The following is a 16,549-nucleotide window of genomic DNA, read 5'->3' as shown; positions in this document are numbered from 1 at the left end:
TTGGCACTCCGTCGCCCCCCTCTCTGTCCTGCCGGACATGTCCGGCAGGACAGAGAGGGGGGCGACGGAGTGCCAACTTGCGAGCGAATCAAGCTGCCTCTCCGACAAGTCGCGGGTATGCGCCTCTCGTCCCTTTTCGGCCACCATCCGAAGAGCTGCCACGGCGATGTCGCGTGCAGCATCCGAGTCGACCGTCGAAAGCGGCTTCGCGCTTTGACCGTCGCCGCTAACCGAAACGCTCCAAAGGGCGCCAGCGCCGGCCGACACAGCCTTCAGCCGGACATCGGCCGTCACAGCGCTCATGCTCAATTGCCCGCCGCCGTCGACAACCACCGACACCTTCGGTCCCAGCCGTGCCGTCAGCCCAGCCTCTTCAATCGCAGCCCTGATCCTCTCAGCCAATGGCCGCGGATCGGCAATCTCGTCCGGATCGATACCCGCCAGCGGCCCGGTCTCGACGGGCACGCCACTGCGCACTTGAATGCCCAGCGCATCGACCTCCGCCGCCAGCAGCCGGGCGCTTTGCGCCGTCAAACCGCGGATCTGCAGGCTGCCGCGCGCCGTCACCTCCATGATGCCGTTGCCATGGCGCAGAGCGGATTCGCCGAGTCCGATCAGCGACTTGGGCGCAAGTCCTCCAGCAACCGGATTGAGCCGCACCAAAAGACCGTCGCCGGTTTGCATCGGTGCGCTCAGCGCAGGGCAGGCGCCGCGGCGCGAAAAGGCGTTCATGCCGCCACCCCGCTGGCCTGAGCCTCGGCGATCAAGGCCGCGAGATCGTCGTCGATGGAATTCCTGAGCGGATGCCAGAGGCCGCGCCGCCGCGCGGCGAGGAAGCGCTCGGCGATGACCTTGGCCGCGGCCGGGTTCTCGCGCAGGAGGAAAGCGCGCACCTCCGGGTCGCCAAGATAGGCGTCGTGCACCGCTTCGATCAGCGCGCCTGATATGGCATGGGTGGTCTCGGCAAAGCCGACCAGACGGTCGACCGTCTCGGCGAATTCGGAGGCGCCGCGCGGGCCGTGGCGCATCTGGCCGGCGATGAAGCGCGGGTTGACGGCGCGGGCCCGCACCACGCGCGACACGGCTTCGCCGACCGAACGCGGCTTCGGCTTTTTCGGATCGGTGGTGTCGAGCACGATGACGTCGGCGTTCCGCCCAAGTGCTGCAAGCGCCGCCGAAAAGCCGCCGATGAAGGCGACATCGGCCGAGCCTTCGAGGATATCGCGGCCCGGATCGTCGCCGGTGTGGACGAGAAGATCGGCTTCGGCGATCCGGCCTTCGAAGGCGCCGGGCGCCGCGATCGCTTCGCCATCGGCGCCGCCATAGGCGTGCGAAGTGGCATCGAGATAGGCGCGGCCGATCTCCTCGCGCGCGCCCCATTCGCCGCGCGACAGCAAGTCCTCGACGCCGGCGCCATAGGTGCCGGGCGAGGTGCCGAAAATGCGCGGGCCGACCTTGCCCGCGGCGCGGGTCGCGGCGGCGAGCGGGTTTTCGGTATCATCCTCGTCGCGGCCGGCGACGGCATTGGCGGCGGCATCGATCAGCGCGATCTGCGTCGGGAACATGTCGCGAAACAGGCCGGAGATGCGCCAGGTGACGTCGACGCGCGGCCGGCCGAGCGCTGGCGGCGGCAATACCTCGATGCCGGTGACACGGCCGGTGGCGGCATCCCATTGCGGCCGGCAGCCCATCAGCGCGAGACCTTGGGCGATCTCCTCGCCGCCGGTGCGCAACGACGCCGAGCCCCAGAGGTCGATCACCAACGAGCGCGGCCAGTCGCCATGGCTCTGCATATAGCTGCGCACCACTTCCTCCGCCGCCGCCTGGCCGAGATCGTAGGCGGTCGGCGTCGGCATGGTGCGCGGATCGGAGGTGAAGAGGTTGCGGCCGGTGGGCAGCACGTCGGAGCGGCCGCGCGCCGGCGCGCCGGCCGGGCCTGCCTTGATGTGGCGGCCGTCGAGTGCCGCGAGCAGGTTGGCTTTTTCGGCCGCAGCGCTTTGCCGGCGCAGCGGATCGGCCTCGTCTTCCGGCGCGCGGCCATAGACATGCAGCCCGTCCTTGACGGCGAAATCCTTGAGATCGCAAAGCCAGGCGTCGATACGGCGTAGCGCTTCGTCGGGTTGATCGGTCCTGGCGACGCCTGCCTCCGAGGCAAGTCCGGTTTTCTGCGCCGTCTGGACGATCAGCTTTGCCAGGCGGTCGCGGCGGCGGCGGTCGAGGCCGTCGGCCTGGGCATATTCGTCGACCAGCCGCTCCAGCTTTTGCTGGTTCTCGTCCAGCCCAGCGCCCGTCAGCGGCGGCGGCAGATGGCCGAGCGTGACGGCCGAGATGCGGCGCTTGGCTTGTGCGGCCTCGCCGGGATTGGAGACGATGAAAGGATAGATGACCGGCAGCGAGCCGGTGACGATCTCGGGAAAACAGGTGTCGGAGAGCGCGACCGTCTTGCCCGGCAGCCATTCGAGCGTGCCATGGGCGCCGACATGGATGATGGCATGGACGCCGAGCGATTTCCGCAGCCAGAGGCCAAAGGCGATCAACTCGTGGCGCGGAGGCAGCGTCGGGTCGTGGTAGTCGGCGCGGCGGTCGGCCGAGCGGCCGCGATCGGGAGCGAGCGCGACGGTGATGTTGCCGAAGGTGGCGGCGCGGAAGGAGAAGTGTTGCAGGGCGGCTGGTTGCAGAGGCTGGCGTTCTGTCGCCCCTCTCTCTGTCCTGCCGGACATCTCCCCCTCAAGGGGGGAGATTGGCAGTTCCGCCGCTGGCTCTTCCCTTGCGGGCCCGGGAATTGGCGAAAGCGGGGGCGAAGGAATGATCTCCCCCCTTGAGGGGGAGATGTCCGGCAGGACAGAGAGGGGGGCCTCGCGCGAACCTATCCCCTCTGCCTTGCCCCACGCGGCCTCTACTGCATCGCGTGCTGTTCTCGGCAGTTCGGCTGAAAAGGCAACGTAATCCGTCAAGGCAAGGCCATGCCCCGCCTTCTCCAGCGCATCCAGCAACTCCCGCGGCGATTGTGGAATCCCGTCAACCGCATAGTCCTGTTCCTTCAGGTCATGCAGCATGGCGAGCACGCTCGACGGTACATCGAGGCCAACGGCATAGCCGGTCCGTCCGGGCGCGCTCGGGTAATCCGGGATCAGGATGGCAAGCTTGCGCTCGGCCCGCACGGTCCGCTGCAGACGAATAAACACGGCGATCCGCTTGGCCACCTGCGCCACGCGGTCCACTTCCGGCCGGTTCGCAAATGCCCGGAAGGCGAGCTCCGGGTCGGTTTCGACCTCACCCTTGAAGGAGATCGCGCCGGCCAGGATGCGGCCGTCGAGCTCGGGCAGGACGACATGCATGGCGAGGTCGGCGGGCGCCAGGCCGCGCTGGTTCTTTTCCCAGACCTCGCGGCGCGTCGTGGCGACGATGACCTGAAAGACGGGCACGCCGCCGCGGTCGAACAGAGTTTCGGCGCCCGGTTCCGCGCCGGAGGCGAAGGCTGTGGCGGTGATGATGGCGGCAGGGCTTAGCGAGGCGAGCGCGGTTTCGACGAAGGCGAGGGACGCCGGGTCCTTGAGGCTGGAAACGAAGATCGGCATCGGGGCCATGCCTTGCGAGCGTAGCGCCTCGACCAGCGCATCGATCGGCGCGACATCTGCTGCGAGCAGCATCGAGCGGTAGAAGAGGATGGGGATGACGCCGAGCTTGTTGGCGTTGAGTTCCGTCGCCCCCCTCTCTGTCCTGCCGGACATCCCCCCCTCAAGGGGGGGGATTGCCCTGTCGTCGACGGCTTCGCCAATCGTAGATGCTGCGGATGGCTCCGTCGTGGGTGGAGCGGAAAAAGCGCCCAGGCCCGCGACGGCCGATCTCCCCCCTTGAGGGGGAGATGTCCGGCAGGACAGAGAGGGGGGCGAAGGATCGCCGACATTTGAAAGATCAGGCTTTTCGACTACCCCCAACCCCGGCTGATAAAACCCCGCCTTGGGCACGCTGACCGGCTCAACCACGGCCGCATCCGACCCGGCCAACCGCGCCAGCCTTTGCACCAGTGCCGCCATATTCGCCGGCCCGCCTTCGCGGAAATAGCCAAGCAGGGCGTCGAGCTCCTCGCGGGGCAAAGTGGAGCCTTCGATAAGCCGCTGGTCCTCGTCATGGCTTTCGCCGGGCAGCAGCGCCAGCTTGATGCCGCGCTCGCGGGTGACCGCGGCGAGCTGGTCGCAGCCGTAGCGCCACCAGTCGTAGCCGCCGAGGATGCGGACGAGGACGACCCTGGCATGACGGGCGACGCTGTCGATCCACAGATCCACCGACATGGGGTGGCGAAGGTCGCGCAGTGCTGCCAGCCGCATCGAGGGCAGCCGTTCCGCATCCGCCTTCCAGGCGGTGGCCAGGCCGGCGAGATCGCTGTCGGTGAAGGACAACGCCACGACATCCGCAGGCGTCTGCCTGAGGTCGATCGGCTCGGCGATATCGTCGAGCGAAGCGGATGTGGTGGCGAGGATATGCATCGCAGTCCGGTTTTGCCTCAGCCGGCGAGAATATGCTCGATCGCCGGGCGGTTCAGCCCCTTGAGGCCGATGACGACGAGCCGCGAGCGGCGGTCATCCTCGGCCGTCCAGGCGCGGTCGTAATAATGGTTGACGCGTGGCCCGACGGCCTGCAGCAGGAGGCGCATCGGCTTGCCGCCGACCTCGACGAAGCCTTTGACGCGCAAAACGTTTTCCTGCTCGGCGGCAAGGGCGACGCGCTTTGCCAGCTCGTCGGGATTGGCGATCGAAGGGATGTCGATGACGAAGGAATCGAAATCGTCGTGCTCGTGGTCGAGTTCGTCGTCGTGATGGGTCTTGCGGTTCTCGATGTCGTCCTCGACGGCGAGGCCGAGGCCGAGCAGCACGGACGGATCGACCTTGCCTTGCGCGGTCGGCACGACCTTCACGGCGCGCGCCACATGCTTGCCGATGACGGCGTTGGCGCGCTCCGAGCCGGCCGCATCCATCAGGTCGCTCTTCGACAGGATGATCAGGTCGGCGCAGGCGATCTGGTCCTCGAACACTTCTTCGACCGGATCGTCATGGTCGAGCGAGTCGTCCGCGGCGCGCTGGGCCTGCAGTGCGTCCATGTCGGAGGCGACGCGGCCGTCGGCCAGCGCCGGACCGTCGACCACGGCGACGACGCCGTCGACCGTGACGCGGCTCTTCACCGTCGGCCACTGGAAGGCCTGCACCAGCGGCTTCGGCAGAGCGAGGCCGGAGGTCTCGATCAGGATGTGGTCGACCTTCGGCGTGCGTGACAGGATCTGGTCGAGCGCCGGCACGAAGTCGTCGGCCACGGTGCAGCAGATGCAGCCATTGGCGAGCTCGACGATGTTTTCCTCCGGACAGGTGTCGACGCCGCAGCCCTTCAGGATCTCGCCGTCGATGCCGACGTCGCCGAACTCGTTGACGATGATCGCCAGCCGCTTGCCCTTGGCGTTTTCGAGCAGATTGCGGATCAGCGTCGTCTTGCCGGCGCCGAGGAAGCCGGTGACGACGGTGCAGGGAACACGGGAAACGGAAGCGTTCATGGTCAGTCCTTCAGCATATCGAGGGGAGGGATGCGGGCAACCAGGCCGCGCTTGAGGGAATCGGGCCGGCCGCGCCAGGGGATCAGGCCGTCGGTCGAGGTGGCGAAGAGCTTTGCGCCGGCGACGAGATCGGCGCCGCTGGCAGCATTCAGGTAGCCGAAGACGTAGCTCCAGCAGCCGTCGCGCAGCAGCGCGGCGCTGAGGCGGCGCTTGCAATTGCCGAGGCATTCGACGGTGCGGATGCGGATATTTTCGCTAGTGGCGGCGCGGCGCGTGTCTTCGGCCAGCAGCGCGCCAGCGCGCGGATGCGCGTCCGAACCGGTCTCGTCGCGGCAGGAGGAGCAGACGATGACGGTGACGCCGGCCAAAGCGTCGGGCTCGGACGAAATGTCCTCGATGTTTGCCGGGAAACTGCCGTTGCGATCCAAAACCAGGCTCCTTGCCCGGAAAACCCGCCGGGCATTCGGATTCTTAAAGTCTCAGACGGCAGGTCTCCTGGCTCGCGGGTCGTCGCCTCGAATGCCGCCTTCCCGGGAACATCCCAGTGGTTTTCGGCAAAGGCTCGTCGCTTACAGTTGCGGGGACAGCCGCGGATTTGGGTTTTTGGCCCGCACCGCATTCCCTCTTGGCTCCTCCCTTTGCCGGGAGAAGACCGTCTGGGTCAGGATTTAGGCTTACGGCTAGGCGCCTGTCAACGCACGGCTACGACACCGCGATGTCGGCCAGCGCCGGACCGAGGTCGCCGGCCGGCGTCACTTCGATCGCCTCCAGGCCGAGCCAGCCCTGCATCTGCTTCAGCTCATCAAAGAGCTGGGCGGCGGTGTCGGGTGGCGCACCGGCCTCGGCATAAGCGGCATGGACGCGCAGCACGCTGGCCGGGCGGTCGGCCCTGAGGTCGACGCGAGCGACGATGCGGTCGCCGAGCAGGAAAGGCAGCACATAATAGCCATATTGGCGCTTTTCCGCCGGCGTATAGATCTCGATGCGATAACGGAAGCCGAACAGTTTTTCTGTGCGGGTGCGTTCGAAGACCACTGGATCGAAAGGCGCTAGCAAGGCGCGGGCTTCGATGCGGCGCGGGATTCGCGCGTCCTTGTGGAGATAGGCGGGCTTGTCCCAGCCTTCGACCTTGACCGGCAGCAATTCGCCGGTTTCGACCAGTTCCTCGATGCGGTCCTTGGTGTCGCCCGGCGCCAGGCGGAAATAGTCGCGCAGATCGCCATAGGTGGCGATGCCGTGGGCGCGGGCCGAGATGCGCAGCAATTGGCGATGCGCGTCCTCGACCGACGGTACGGGCAGGTCGAGCACCGCCTGCGGCAAAACGCGCTCGGGCAGGTCGTAATAGCGTTCGAAGCCGCGCCTGTAGGCGGTGGTGATGCGGCCGGCCCAGAACAGCCATTCGAAAGCGTGCTTGGCCTCGCTCCAGCCCCACCAGCCGCCATTGCCCTTGTGGCCCTCGATATCGGAGGCCGCGATCGGACCGCGATCGGCGACCTCTCTATATATCTCGTCTATCATTTCCTTGCGCTCACGGCCCCATTTGGCGAGGCCGAGATACATCTCGTCGCCCTGCTCGGCGCGCTGCATGCGCCAGCGCATCAGCGGATAGGTCTCGACGGGCAGGAACGAGGCCTCATGCGCCCAATATTCAAAGACGGCGCGCTTGCGGGTGACCGCGGCGTTGTCGAGGAGCGCGAGCGGGTAGGGGCCGAGGCGCGAATAGAGCGGCATATAGTGAGCGCGCACCACCGCGCTCACGGAATCGATCTGCAGCAGGCCGGTTCGCGAAAGCACACGCGCAAGGTGCCGGCGATCCGGAACCGCCGCGGGGCGAGGGTCGTTGAACCCTTGCGCGCCGAGCGCGATGCGCCTGGCCATGGCCAGCGAAATCTTATCCTTCATCGAGGCGCCCTTGCCTTGATCGTTTGCCGGATTTCTAGCCGGTGATTCCAGCGATGCTAGCAGGCAAATGGCGGGAGATGTGTCAGGAGAGAAAAGTGGAGTAAAAAGTGAAGGAAATCAAACAAGAGCGGATCGGACCAGTTTCTTCCGATAAGGCGTCCAGGGCCGCGAATTGAACAAGGTTTGACTTGCGTCACCGAAACCGCTGCGCTAACCCTCGCCGCGTTGCAGCATGGGCCTCTTAAAACGGTTCAGCGGTTAAACTGTCACGCTTCCGCATTAGAGTTCGTTGCTGTAATCAAAGTGAACTACCCCGCCGAAGGAAAGCCGCCGCATGAGCGCACTCCTGAGTTCATATCTGCCCATCGTCCTGTTCATCGCCGTGGCGATGGTCGTTGGTCTGGCGCTGCTCGTCGCCCCCTTCCTAGTGGCCTATCGCAATCCCGATCCGGAAAAGCTTTCCGCCTATGAATGCGGGTTCAACTCGTTCGACGACGCCCGCATGAAGTTCGACATCCGCTTCTACCTGGTGTCGATCCTGTTCATCATCTTCGATCTCGAGGTCGCCTTCCTGTTCCCGTGGGCGGTGTCCTTCTCGAAGGTCGGCATGCTCGGCTTCTGGTCGATGATGGTGTTTTTGGCGGTGTTGACCATCGGCTTTGCCTATGAATGGAAAAAAGGAGCGCTGGAATGGGATTGAACGACAGTTCAGGCACCCTCGTCGCGCCGAAGCCCAAGGGCATCATCGACCCCAATACCGGCAGGCCGGTGGGGGAGGACGATCCCTTCTTCCTCGAAATCAACAATGAACTGGCCGACAAGGGTTTCCTTGTCACCTCGACCGAAGCGCTGATCACCTGGGCGCGCAGCGGCTCGCTGATGTTCATGACCTTCGGCCTCGCCTGCTGCGCGGTCGAGATGATCCACACCTCGATGCCGCGCTACGACTCGGAGCGCTTCGGCGTCGCGCCGCGCGCCTCTCCGCGCCAGTCCGACATCATGATCGTCGCCGGCACGCTGACCAACAAGATGGCGCCTGCGCTGCGCAAGGTCTACGACCAGATGCCGGAGCCGCGCTACGTCATCTCGATGGGCTCCTGCGCCAATGGCGGCGGCTATTACCACTATTCCTATTCGGTGGTGCGCGGCTGCGACCGCGTCGTACCGGTCGACATCTATGTGCCCGGCTGCCCGCCGAGCGCGGAAGCGCTGCTCTACGGCATTCTCCTTCTGCAGAAGAAGATCCGCCGCACCGGCACGATCGAACGGTGAGCCGATGACCCAGGCATTGAACGAACTCTCCACCTATCTCGGCGAGAAGCTCCCCGGCCGCATCGGCGAAGCCGTGCTTGCCTATGGCGAGCTGACGGTCTCCGTCGAGCCGGCTAACTTGATCGAGGTGGCGACCTTCCTGCGCGATGATGCGCGTTGCCAGTTCATCTCGATCATCGACATTTCCGGCGCAGACTATCCTTCGCGCGCCAGGCGTTTCGACGTCGTCTACCATCTGTTGTCGCCGAAGCAGAATGTCCGTATCCGCCTGAAAGTTCAGGCTGACGAGGAGACGCTGGTTCCCTCGTTGACAAGTGTTTATCCGGGCGCCGACTGGTACGAGCGCGAGACCTATGACCTTTACGGCGTGCTCTTCTCGGGCCATCCCGATCTGCGCCGCCTTTTGACCGACTACGGCTTCGAGGGACATCCGCTGCGCAAGGATTTCCCGCTCACCGGCTTCGTCGAGGTTCGCTACGACGACGAGGCCAAGCGGGTCATCTACGAGCCGGTCGAGCTCAAGCAGGAATTCCGCAATTTCGATTTTCTTTCTCCTTGGGAAGGGACGGATTACGTCCTTCCGGGGGATGAGAAGGCGAAACAGTGAGTAGGGAAGTAGTGAGTAGTCAGTAGGGAAGGAATTGGGAAAGAAGATCGAATCCTATCGTGACTTGGTGTGGCAATCGGCAATGGTACTTGCCGAGGATTGTTATCGCATCACCAAAGGTTTTCCGAGAGATGAGATCTATGGAATGACCTCCCAGATGCGCCGCTCGGCGGTTTCTATCGCCGCGAACATTGCTGAAGGGTACGGTCGTGAGAATAGAGGTTCTTTCGTTCAATTTCTGCGCACGGCGCAGGGTTCATTGAAGGAACTGGAGACGCACATACTGCTGGCATGCCGGATCGGTATGTTGGAGAGAGACAACGAGACTGAACTGCTGCTGCGGTGCGAAGAGATTGGAAAAATGACGCGATCTCTGATCAGAACGGTGCAGGCCAAGCAGGCGGAATGAAGCAGGCATTGAGATTGATGGCCACTATTCACTACTCACTATTGACTCTTCGCCAGAGGCGCCACAATGGCTGAAACCTCCGTCCGCAACTTCAACATCAACTTCGGTCCGCAGCACCCTGCGGCGCATGGCGTTTTGCGCCTGGTGCTGGAGCTGGACGGCGAGGTGGTCGACCGCGTCGATCCGCATATCGGCCTGCTTCACCGCGGCACCGAGAAGCTGATCGAGGCCAAGACCTATCTGCAGGCGGTGCCCTATCTCGACCGGCTCGACTATTGCGCGCCGATGAACCAGGAACATGCCTTCGCTTTGGCCGCCGAGCGCCTGCTCGGCATCGAGGTGCCGAAGCGCGGTCAGCTGATCCGCGTGCTCTATTCCGAGATGGGCCGCATCATGTCGCACATCTTGAATGTGACGACGCAGGCGATGGACGTCGGCGCGCTGACGCCGCCGCTGTGGGGCTTCGTCGAGCGCGAAAAGCTGATGGTGTTCTACGAGCGCGCCTCTGGCTCGCGCATGCATGCGGCCTATTTCCGGCCGGGCGGCGTGCACCAGGACCTGCCGCGCCAGTTGGTCGAGGACATCGGCAAGTGGATCGACCCGTTCCTGAAGTCGATCGACGACCTCGACAAGTTGCTGACCGGCAACCGTATCTTCAAGCAGCGCAATGTCGATATCGGCATCGTGTCGCTGGCCGATGCCTGGGCATGGGGTTTTTCGGGCGTGATGGTGCGCGGCTCGGGCGCCGCCTGGGACCTGCGCAAATCGCAACCTTATGAATGCTATTCCGAGATGGATTTCGACATCCCGATCGGCAAGAACGGCGACTGCTACGACCGTTATCTGTTGCGCATGGAAGAGATGCGCCAGTCGGCCAGGATCATGCGCCAGTGCGTCGATCTGCTGCTCGGCAAGGAAAGCGCCGGCCCTGTGTCGAACCTCGACGGCAAGGTGGTGCCGCCGAAGCGCCAGGCTATGAAGCGTTCGATGGAAGCGCTCATCCATCACTTCAAGCTCTACACCGAGGGCTATCGCGTGCCGGCCGGCGAGGTCTATGCGGCCGTCGAGGCGCCGAAGGGCGAGTTCGGCGTCTATCTGGTCTCCGACGGCACCAACAAGCCCTACCGCTGCAAGCTGCGCGCGCCGGGTTTCGCGCATCTGCAAGCCATGGATTTCCTGTGCCGGGGCCACATGCTGGCCGACGTCACGGCCGTGCTTGGCTCCCTCGACATCGTGTTTGGTGAGGTCGATCGCTAATGTCAGTCCGCCGCCTCGCAGATGCCAGCGTCCAGCCAGCTTCCTTCGCCTTCAGCAAGGCGAATGAGGCTGCGGTTCAGCAGTGGATCGCCAAATACCCGAAGGGACGCGAACAGTCGGCCATCATCCCCTTGCTGATGATCGCGCAGGAGCAGGAAGGCTGGGTCACCAAGGCGGCGATCGAGACGATCTCCGACATGCTCGGCATGCCGCGTATCCGCGGCCTCGAAGTCGCGACCTTCTACACGCAGTACCAGCTCAATCCGGTCGGCACGCGCGCCCATATCCAGGTCTGCGGCACGACGCCCTGCATGCTGCGCGGCTCGGAAGCGCTGATGGATGTGTGCCGCTCGAAGATCCATCACGACCAGTTCCACACCAACGACAAGGGCACGCTGTCGTGGGAGGAGGTCGAATGCCTCGGCGCCTGCGTCAACGCGCCGATGGTCATGATCTTCAAGGACACGTTCGAGGACCTGACGCCCGAGCGGCTGGCCGAGATCGTCGATCTCTATGACGCCGGCAGGGGCGCCGAGGTGAAGCCCGGTCCACAGAACGGCCGCCACGGCTCCGAGCCTGCCGGCGGCTTGAAGACGCTGACCAGCGAAAAGGCGATCCTGAAGACGACGCGCGACAAGGAAGCCAAAGCTGCCGCGAAGGCGGCCAAGGATGCCGCCGCCGCGGCGCCTGCTGCCGTCGTCTCGCAGGCGGCGCCTGCTCCGGCCGCGCCTGCGGCTCCCGCACCCGCAGCCACTCCGGCTTCCGGTCCGGTCGCGCCATCAAAATCCAGCAAGCCGAGGACCCACGCGGCTGAAACCAGCCCGGCGCTCAACACGCCGTCGCCGGTCAAGGTAGCTCCGGCCACCGAGAACGGCGCCAGCGTCAAGGCGCCGCGCCATTCGGCCGCCAACGCCAACCAGGCCGATCCGGAAGTCGAAGCCGTGTCCAAGCCGCGCAGCGGGCCGAAGACCAAGACCGAACCGGCCACCGCGTTCAAGGCGCCGGAAACCAAGCAGCCGGTCGCCAAAACGGCGAAACCCTCGCTCGAGGACAAGAACCGGCCCGCAGGCATCGAACGCCCGGCAACGATCGACGATCTCAAGCTGATCTCCGGCGTCGGTCCGAAGATCGAAGCGACCCTGCATTCGCTGGGCATCTACACTTTCGCGCAGGTCGCTTCCTGGAAGAAGGCCGAGCGCGAGTGGGTCGACGGCTATCTCAGCTTCCACGGCCGCATCGACCGCGACGACTGGGTGAAGCAGGCCAAGGCGCTCGCCAAGGGCGGCGTCGCCGAATACATCCGCGTCTTCGGCAAGAAGCCGGTCTGAGGGACGAAAAATGCTTCAGGACAAAGACCGCATCTTCACCAACATCTATGGCCTCTTCGACACGTCGCTGGCCGGGGCGCAGTCGCGCGGCATCTGGGACGATACGCCCGGGCTCATCGCCAAGGGGCGCGACTGGATCGTCAACGAGATGAAGGCGTCTGGATTGCGCGGCCGCGGCGGCGCCGGCTTCCCGACTGGCCTGAAATGGTCGTTCATGCCCAAGCAGAGCGACGGCCGGCCGAGCTATCTGGTCATCAATGCCGACGAATCCGAGCCGGGTACCTGCAAGGATCGCGACATCCTGCGCAATGATCCGCACACGCTGGTCGAGGGCGCGCTGGTCGCCGGCTTCGCCATGGGCGCGATCGCCGCTTACATCTATGTGCGCGGCGAGTTCATCCGCGAGCGCGAGGCGCTGCAGCGCGCCATCGACGAGGCTTATGCGGCCAAGCTTATCGGCAAGAACAACACGTCGGGCTACGACTTCGACGTCTACATGCATCATGGCGCCGGCGCCTATATCTGCGGCGAGGAGACCGCGCTGCTCGAAAGCCTGGAAGGCAAGAAGGGCCAGCCCAGGCTGAAGCCGCCATTCCCGGCCAATGTCGGCCTCTATGGCTGCCCGACGACGGTCAACAATGTCGAGTCGATCGCGGTGGCGCCAACCATCCTGCGGCGGGGTGCCGCCTGGTTCTCGTCCTTCGGCCGGCCGAACAATGCCGGCACCAAGCTGTTTTGCGTGTCCGGCCACGTCAACAATCCGTGCACCTTCGAAGAGGCGATGTCGATCCCGTTCCGCGAACTGATCGAGGAGCATTGCGGCGGCATCCGTGGCGGCTGGGACAATCTGCTCGCGGTCATCCCGGGCGGCGCCTCGGTGCCGCTGGTGCCGGCCGAGCAGATCATGGACGCGCCGATGGATTTCGACGCGCTGCGCGATCTCAAATCCGGCCTCGGCACCGCGGCTGTCATCGTCATGGACAAGTCGACGGATATCGTAAAGGCGATCGCCAGGCTCTCCTATTTCTATAAGCATGAGAGCTGCGGCCAGTGCACGCCGTGCCGCGAAGGCACCGGCTGGATGTGGCGGGTGATGGAGCGTCTGGTGCGCGGCGAGGCGCAGAAGCGCGAGATCGACATGCTGCTCGACGTCACCAAGCAGGTCGAGGGGCACACGATCTGCGCGCTGGGCGACGCGGCGGCCTGGCCGATCCAGGGCCTGATGCGGCATTTCCGCGGCGAGGTGGAACGCCGCATCGACGAGTTTTCGCGCAACGCGCACCGCGTCGAGCCGGTGATGGTGGCGGCGGAATAGGACTTTGAAATACGGGCTTGGCCCGAAGACTGACAGCAGGGGCGGGGCATACGAAGAAACGACCAGGAGATCTCTATGGCGCCGTATTCGATACCCTACCCGTTCATGCCTGATTTGGACCAACTCGAGAAGATGAACCAGGACCTGACCAAGATGATGCCGAAGGAGATGGCCAGCGCCGTCAACCTTCTGGCGCATCCGGTCGCGGGCGCCGCGGCGATGTCGGCACTAAGCATCGGTTTTGCCAACCATGCCGTCGGCATGTGGATGGGCGCCTTCACCGGCGCGCTGGAAGCCTCGCAGCGCATGTTCCAGCCTTTCCTCGACGACCTCGAGGCGCAGAACGAGGCGGCCGCCAACGCGTCCAAGGCGCGCAAGGCGACCGAGAGGCTGATCGCCAGGGCGCAGACCTTCGCCAGGGGCGTGACCGACATCGCGGCGAACGCGACCGAGAAGGCGCTCGACGCGACCGGGGCCGATATTGTCGCCCAGCCGGCCGCGACCGGGCTGATGCCCGAGGATTTCAGGCAACCGAAGACGCTCGACAAGCCGGCGAAGCCGTCGGACCTGAAGGCGATTTCGGGCATCGGGCCGAAGCTGGAGAAGGTGCTCAACGGTCTCGGCATCTGGACCTATGGCCAGATCGCCGCGTGGACGTCGGAAGAGGTCGCCTGGGTGGAAGATTACCTGTCGCTCGCCGGCCGCATCGGCCGCGACGACTGGACTGGGCAGGCGGCGGCGCTCGCCGCGAAGAAGTGAATTGAAATGCCGGGCGCGGCTCAGCCGTGCCCGGCAGATAGAGATTGCGGAACATCCGCAGGGGTTTGAGGCGAATGGCAAAGCTAAAGGTCGACGGGAAAGAGATCACGGTACCCGACCATTACACGCTGCTGCAGGCGGCCGAGGACGCCGGCGCGGAAGTGCCGCGCTTCTGCTTCCACGAACGGCTGTCCATCGCCGGCAATTGCCGCATGTGCCTGATCGAGGTGAAGGGCGGCCCGCCCAAGCCGCAGGCGTCCTGCGCCATGGGTGTGCGCGACCTGCGTCCAGGCCCGAATGGCGAGCCGCCGGAAATCTTCACCAACACGCCGATGGTCAAGAAGGCCCGCGAAGGCGTGATGGAATTCCTGCTGATCAACCATCCGCTCGATTGCCCGATCTGCGACCAGGGCGGTGAATGCGACCTGCAGGACCAGGCGATGGCCTTCGGCGTCGATTCCTCGCGCTATCACGAGAACAAGCGCGCGGTCGAAGACAAGTATATCGGCCCGCTGGTCAAGACGGTGATGAACCGCTGCATCCATTGCACGCGCTGCGTCCGCTTCACCACCGAGGTTGCCGGCATCTCCGAGCTCGGCCTGATCGGCCGCGGCGAGGATGCCGAGATCACCACCTATCTCGAACAGGCGATGACGTCGGAGCTGCAGGGCAATGTCATCGATCTGTGCCCGGTCGGCGCGCTGACCTCCAAGCCGTTCGCCTTCCAGGCGCGGCCGTGGGAACTGACCAAGACGGAATCGATCGACGTCATGGATGCCGTCGGCTCGGCGATCCGCGTCGACTCCAGGGGTCGCGAAGTGATGCGCATCCTGCCGCGCGTCAACGAACAGGTGAACGAGGAGTGGATCTCCGACAAGACCCGCTTCATCTGGGACGGCCTGCGCACGCAGCGCCTCGACCGCCCCTATGTGCGCAAGAACGGCAAGCTGGCACCGGCAAGCTGGGCGGAAGCCTTCGCCGCCATCAAGGACGAGGTAGGCAAGGCAGCGCCCGAGCGGATCGGCGCGATCGCCGGCGACCTCGCCGCTGTCGAGGAAATCTACGCGCTGAAGCTTTTGATGGCGGCGCTCGGCTCCAAGAACATCGACTGCCGTCAGGACGGCGCCGCGCTCGATCCGTCGCTCGGCCGCGCCAGCTACATCTTCAACCCGACCATCGAAGGCATCGAGCAGGCCGACGCGGTGCTGATCGTCGGCGCCAATCCGCGCTTCGAGGCTTCTGTGCTCAACGCTCGCATCCGCAAGCGCTGGCGCGTCGGCAACCTGCCGGTCGGCGTCATCGGCGAGATCGGCGACACCCGCTATGACTACGACCTCATCGGAGCCGGTCCGGAATCCCTGAAAGACCTTGCCGACGGCAATGGCAAGTTCTTCGAGGTGCTGAGCAAGGCCACGCATCCGCTGATCATCGTCGGCCAGGGTGCGCTGGCGCGCACGGACGGCGCGGCGGTGCTCGGCCAGGCGGCGAAGCTCGCGGCCGCCGTCAACGCGGTCACCGCCGAATGGAACGGCTTTGCGGTGCTGCACAACGCAGCCGCCAGGGTCGGCGGCCTCGATGTCGGTTTCGTGCCGGGCGAGGGCGGCAAGGACGTCGCCGGCATGCTGGGCGACACCGATGTGCTGTTCTTGCTCGGCGCCGACGAAATCGACATGGCCAAGACCGGCGGCGCGTTCGTCGTCTATATCGGCACGCATGGCGATGCCGGCGCGCACCGCGCCAATGTCATCCTGCCGGCCGCCGCCTACACCGAGAAGTCCGGCACCTATGTCAACACGGAAGGCCGCGTTCAGCAGACCAATCGCGCCGGTTTCGCCCCGGGCGAGGCACGCGAGGACTGGGCGATCCTGCGGGCGCTCTCCGACGTGCTCGGCAAGAAGCTGCCGTTCGATTCGCTGGTTCAGCTGCGCGCCAAGCTCTATGGCGAGTTCCCGCATCTCGCCCGCATCGACCAGGTGCAGGCCGGCAGCGGCGACGACATCGCCAAGGCGGCGAAGCTCGGCGGCCGGTTGAACAAGGGCACCTTCACCTCGCCGGTGAAGGATTTCTATCTCACCAACCCGATCGCGCGGGCATCGGCCGTAATGGCCGAATGCTCGGCGCTGGCCAAGAGCGGCTTCAAGCAGGCGGCGGAATAAGC

At 65.1% G+C, this 16,549-nt stretch carries 14 protein-coding genes and 1 riboswitch; of the genes, 9 read left to right on the top strand and 5 right to left on the bottom strand.

What is annotated here, in order from left to right; all coding sequences use genetic code 11:
* From cobG to FJ471_RS03310, 5 genes are all read right to left on the bottom strand, one after another.
* On the bottom strand, positions 1–732 hold a 732-nt coding region (cobG, locus tag FJ471_RS03330; RefSeq protein WP_140801734.1), incomplete at its 3' end, for a precorrin-3B synthase.
* Positions 729–4,487 carry a cobaltochelatase subunit CobN gene (locus FJ471_RS03325; RefSeq protein ID WP_140801733.1) on the bottom strand — a complete coding sequence of 1,253 codons (3,759 nt, stop codon included), beginning with the start codon at positions 4,485–4,487 and terminating at the stop codon, positions 729–731. The genes FJ471_RS03325 and cobG, both read right to left, overlap by 4 nt.
* Positions 4,488–4,504: 17 nt before the next feature.
* A complete protein-coding gene (gene cobW, locus FJ471_RS03320) occupies positions 4,505–5,542 on the bottom strand; it encodes a cobalamin biosynthesis protein CobW (protein WP_140801732.1) in 1,038 nt (345 codons plus the stop codon).
* Positions 5,543–5,544: 2 nt separating this feature from the next.
* Positions 5,545–5,970 (bottom strand): DUF1636 family protein, encoded by a 426-nt coding sequence (locus FJ471_RS03315; RefSeq protein WP_140801731.1) that lies wholly within the window; start codon positions 5,968–5,970, stop codon positions 5,545–5,547.
* A 39-nt stretch (positions 5,971–6,009) separates the two neighbouring features.
* A riboswitch (cobalamin riboswitch) is annotated at positions 6,010–6,214 on the bottom strand.
* Positions 6,215–6,244: 30 nt separating this feature from the next.
* Positions 6,245–7,444, bottom strand: a complete 1,200-nt coding sequence (locus tag FJ471_RS03310) for a winged helix-turn-helix domain-containing protein (RefSeq protein WP_140801730.1) — start codon at positions 7,442–7,444, stop codon at positions 6,245–6,247.
* A gap of 334 nt (positions 7,445–7,778) precedes the next feature.
* Here FJ471_RS03310 and FJ471_RS03305 point away from each other — a divergent pair, with 334 nt between their 5' ends.
* The 9 genes from FJ471_RS03305 to nuoG all read left to right on the top strand — a co-directional run bounded on the left by FJ471_RS03305 (position 7,779) and on the right by nuoG (position 16,547).
* Positions 7,779–8,144, top strand: coding sequence for an NADH-quinone oxidoreductase subunit A (locus FJ471_RS03305; RefSeq protein WP_140801729.1), 366 nt, complete (start codon positions 7,779–7,781; stop codon positions 8,142–8,144).
* Positions 8,135–8,716 (top strand): NADH-quinone oxidoreductase subunit B, encoded by a 582-nt coding sequence (locus FJ471_RS03300; RefSeq protein WP_015317338.1) that lies wholly within the window; start codon positions 8,135–8,137, stop codon positions 8,714–8,716. The genes FJ471_RS03305 and FJ471_RS03300 overlap by 10 nt, the downstream gene beginning before the upstream one ends.
* A 4-nt stretch (positions 8,717–8,720) precedes the next feature.
* Positions 8,721–9,323 (top strand): NADH-quinone oxidoreductase subunit C, encoded by a 603-nt coding sequence (locus FJ471_RS03295; RefSeq protein ID WP_140801728.1) that lies wholly within the window; start codon positions 8,721–8,723, stop codon positions 9,321–9,323.
* A 34-nt stretch (positions 9,324–9,357) separates the two neighbouring features.
* Complete coding sequence (locus tag FJ471_RS03290; protein WP_140801727.1) at positions 9,358–9,732, top strand: four helix bundle protein; 375 nt, start codon at positions 9,358–9,360, stop codon at positions 9,730–9,732.
* 66 nt (positions 9,733–9,798) lie between these two features.
* Entirely contained in the window at positions 9,799–10,989 is a 1,191-nt protein-coding gene (locus FJ471_RS03285; protein ID WP_140801726.1) for an NADH-quinone oxidoreductase subunit D, read from the top strand.
* Positions 10,989–12,317, top strand: coding sequence for an NADH-quinone oxidoreductase subunit E (locus tag FJ471_RS03280; protein ID WP_140801725.1), 1,329 nt, complete (start codon positions 10,989–10,991; stop codon positions 12,315–12,317). Before FJ471_RS03285 ends, FJ471_RS03280 begins: the two co-directional genes overlap by 1 nt.
* A gap of 10 nt (positions 12,318–12,327) precedes the next feature.
* Complete coding sequence (gene nuoF / locus FJ471_RS03275) at positions 12,328–13,632, top strand: NADH-quinone oxidoreductase subunit NuoF (protein WP_140801724.1); 1,305 nt, start codon at positions 12,328–12,330, stop codon at positions 13,630–13,632.
* Positions 13,633–13,707: 75 nt separating this feature from the next.
* Entirely contained in the window at positions 13,708–14,391 is a 684-nt protein-coding gene (locus tag FJ471_RS03270; protein ID WP_140801723.1) for an NADH-ubiquinone dehydrogenase, read from the top strand.
* 74 nt (positions 14,392–14,465) lie between these two features.
* Entirely contained in the window at positions 14,466–16,547 is a 2,082-nt protein-coding gene (gene nuoG, locus FJ471_RS03265) for an NADH-quinone oxidoreductase subunit NuoG (RefSeq protein ID WP_140801722.1), read from the top strand.
* Positions 16,548–16,549 lie beyond the last annotated feature (2 nt).

Source organism: Mesorhizobium sp. B2-7-1, assembly GCF_006440735.1.
GTDB lineage: Bacteria > Pseudomonadota > Alphaproteobacteria > Rhizobiales > Rhizobiaceae > Mesorhizobium.
The sequence above is the reverse complement of the archived record's forward strand: the minus strand, read 5'-3'. Positions and strand labels throughout refer to the sequence as shown.

Excerpts from the sequence above, each read along its gene's own strand:
- FJ471_RS03325 (WP_140801733.1), bottom strand. The coding sequence starts at position 4,487 with ATGCATATCCTCGCCACCACATCCGCTTCGCTCGACGATATCGCCGAG.
- cobW (WP_140801732.1), bottom strand. The coding sequence starts at position 5,542 with ATGAACGCTTCCGTTTCCCGTGTTCCCTGCACCGTCGTCACCGGCTTC.
- FJ471_RS03310 (WP_140801730.1), bottom strand. The coding sequence starts at position 7,444 with ATGAAGGATAAGATTTCGCTGGCCATGGCCAGGCGCATCGCGCTCGGC.
- FJ471_RS03305 (WP_140801729.1), top strand. The coding sequence starts at position 7,779 with ATGAGCGCACTCCTGAGTTCATATCTGCCCATCGTCCTGTTCATCGCC.
- FJ471_RS03300 (WP_015317338.1), top strand. The coding sequence starts at position 8,135 with ATGGGATTGAACGACAGTTCAGGCACCCTCGTCGCGCCGAAGCCCAAG.
- FJ471_RS03295 (WP_140801728.1), top strand. The coding sequence starts at position 8,721 with ATGACCCAGGCATTGAACGAACTCTCCACCTATCTCGGCGAGAAGCTC.
- FJ471_RS03285 (WP_140801726.1), top strand. The coding sequence starts at position 9,799 with ATGGCTGAAACCTCCGTCCGCAACTTCAACATCAACTTCGGTCCGCAG.
- FJ471_RS03280 (WP_140801725.1), top strand. The coding sequence starts at position 10,989 with ATGTCAGTCCGCCGCCTCGCAGATGCCAGCGTCCAGCCAGCTTCCTTC.
- nuoF (WP_140801724.1), top strand. The coding sequence starts at position 12,328 with ATGCTTCAGGACAAAGACCGCATCTTCACCAACATCTATGGCCTCTTC.
- FJ471_RS03270 (WP_140801723.1), top strand. The coding sequence starts at position 13,708 with ATGGCGCCGTATTCGATACCCTACCCGTTCATGCCTGATTTGGACCAA.
- nuoG (WP_140801722.1), top strand. The coding sequence starts at position 14,466 with ATGGCAAAGCTAAAGGTCGACGGGAAAGAGATCACGGTACCCGACCAT.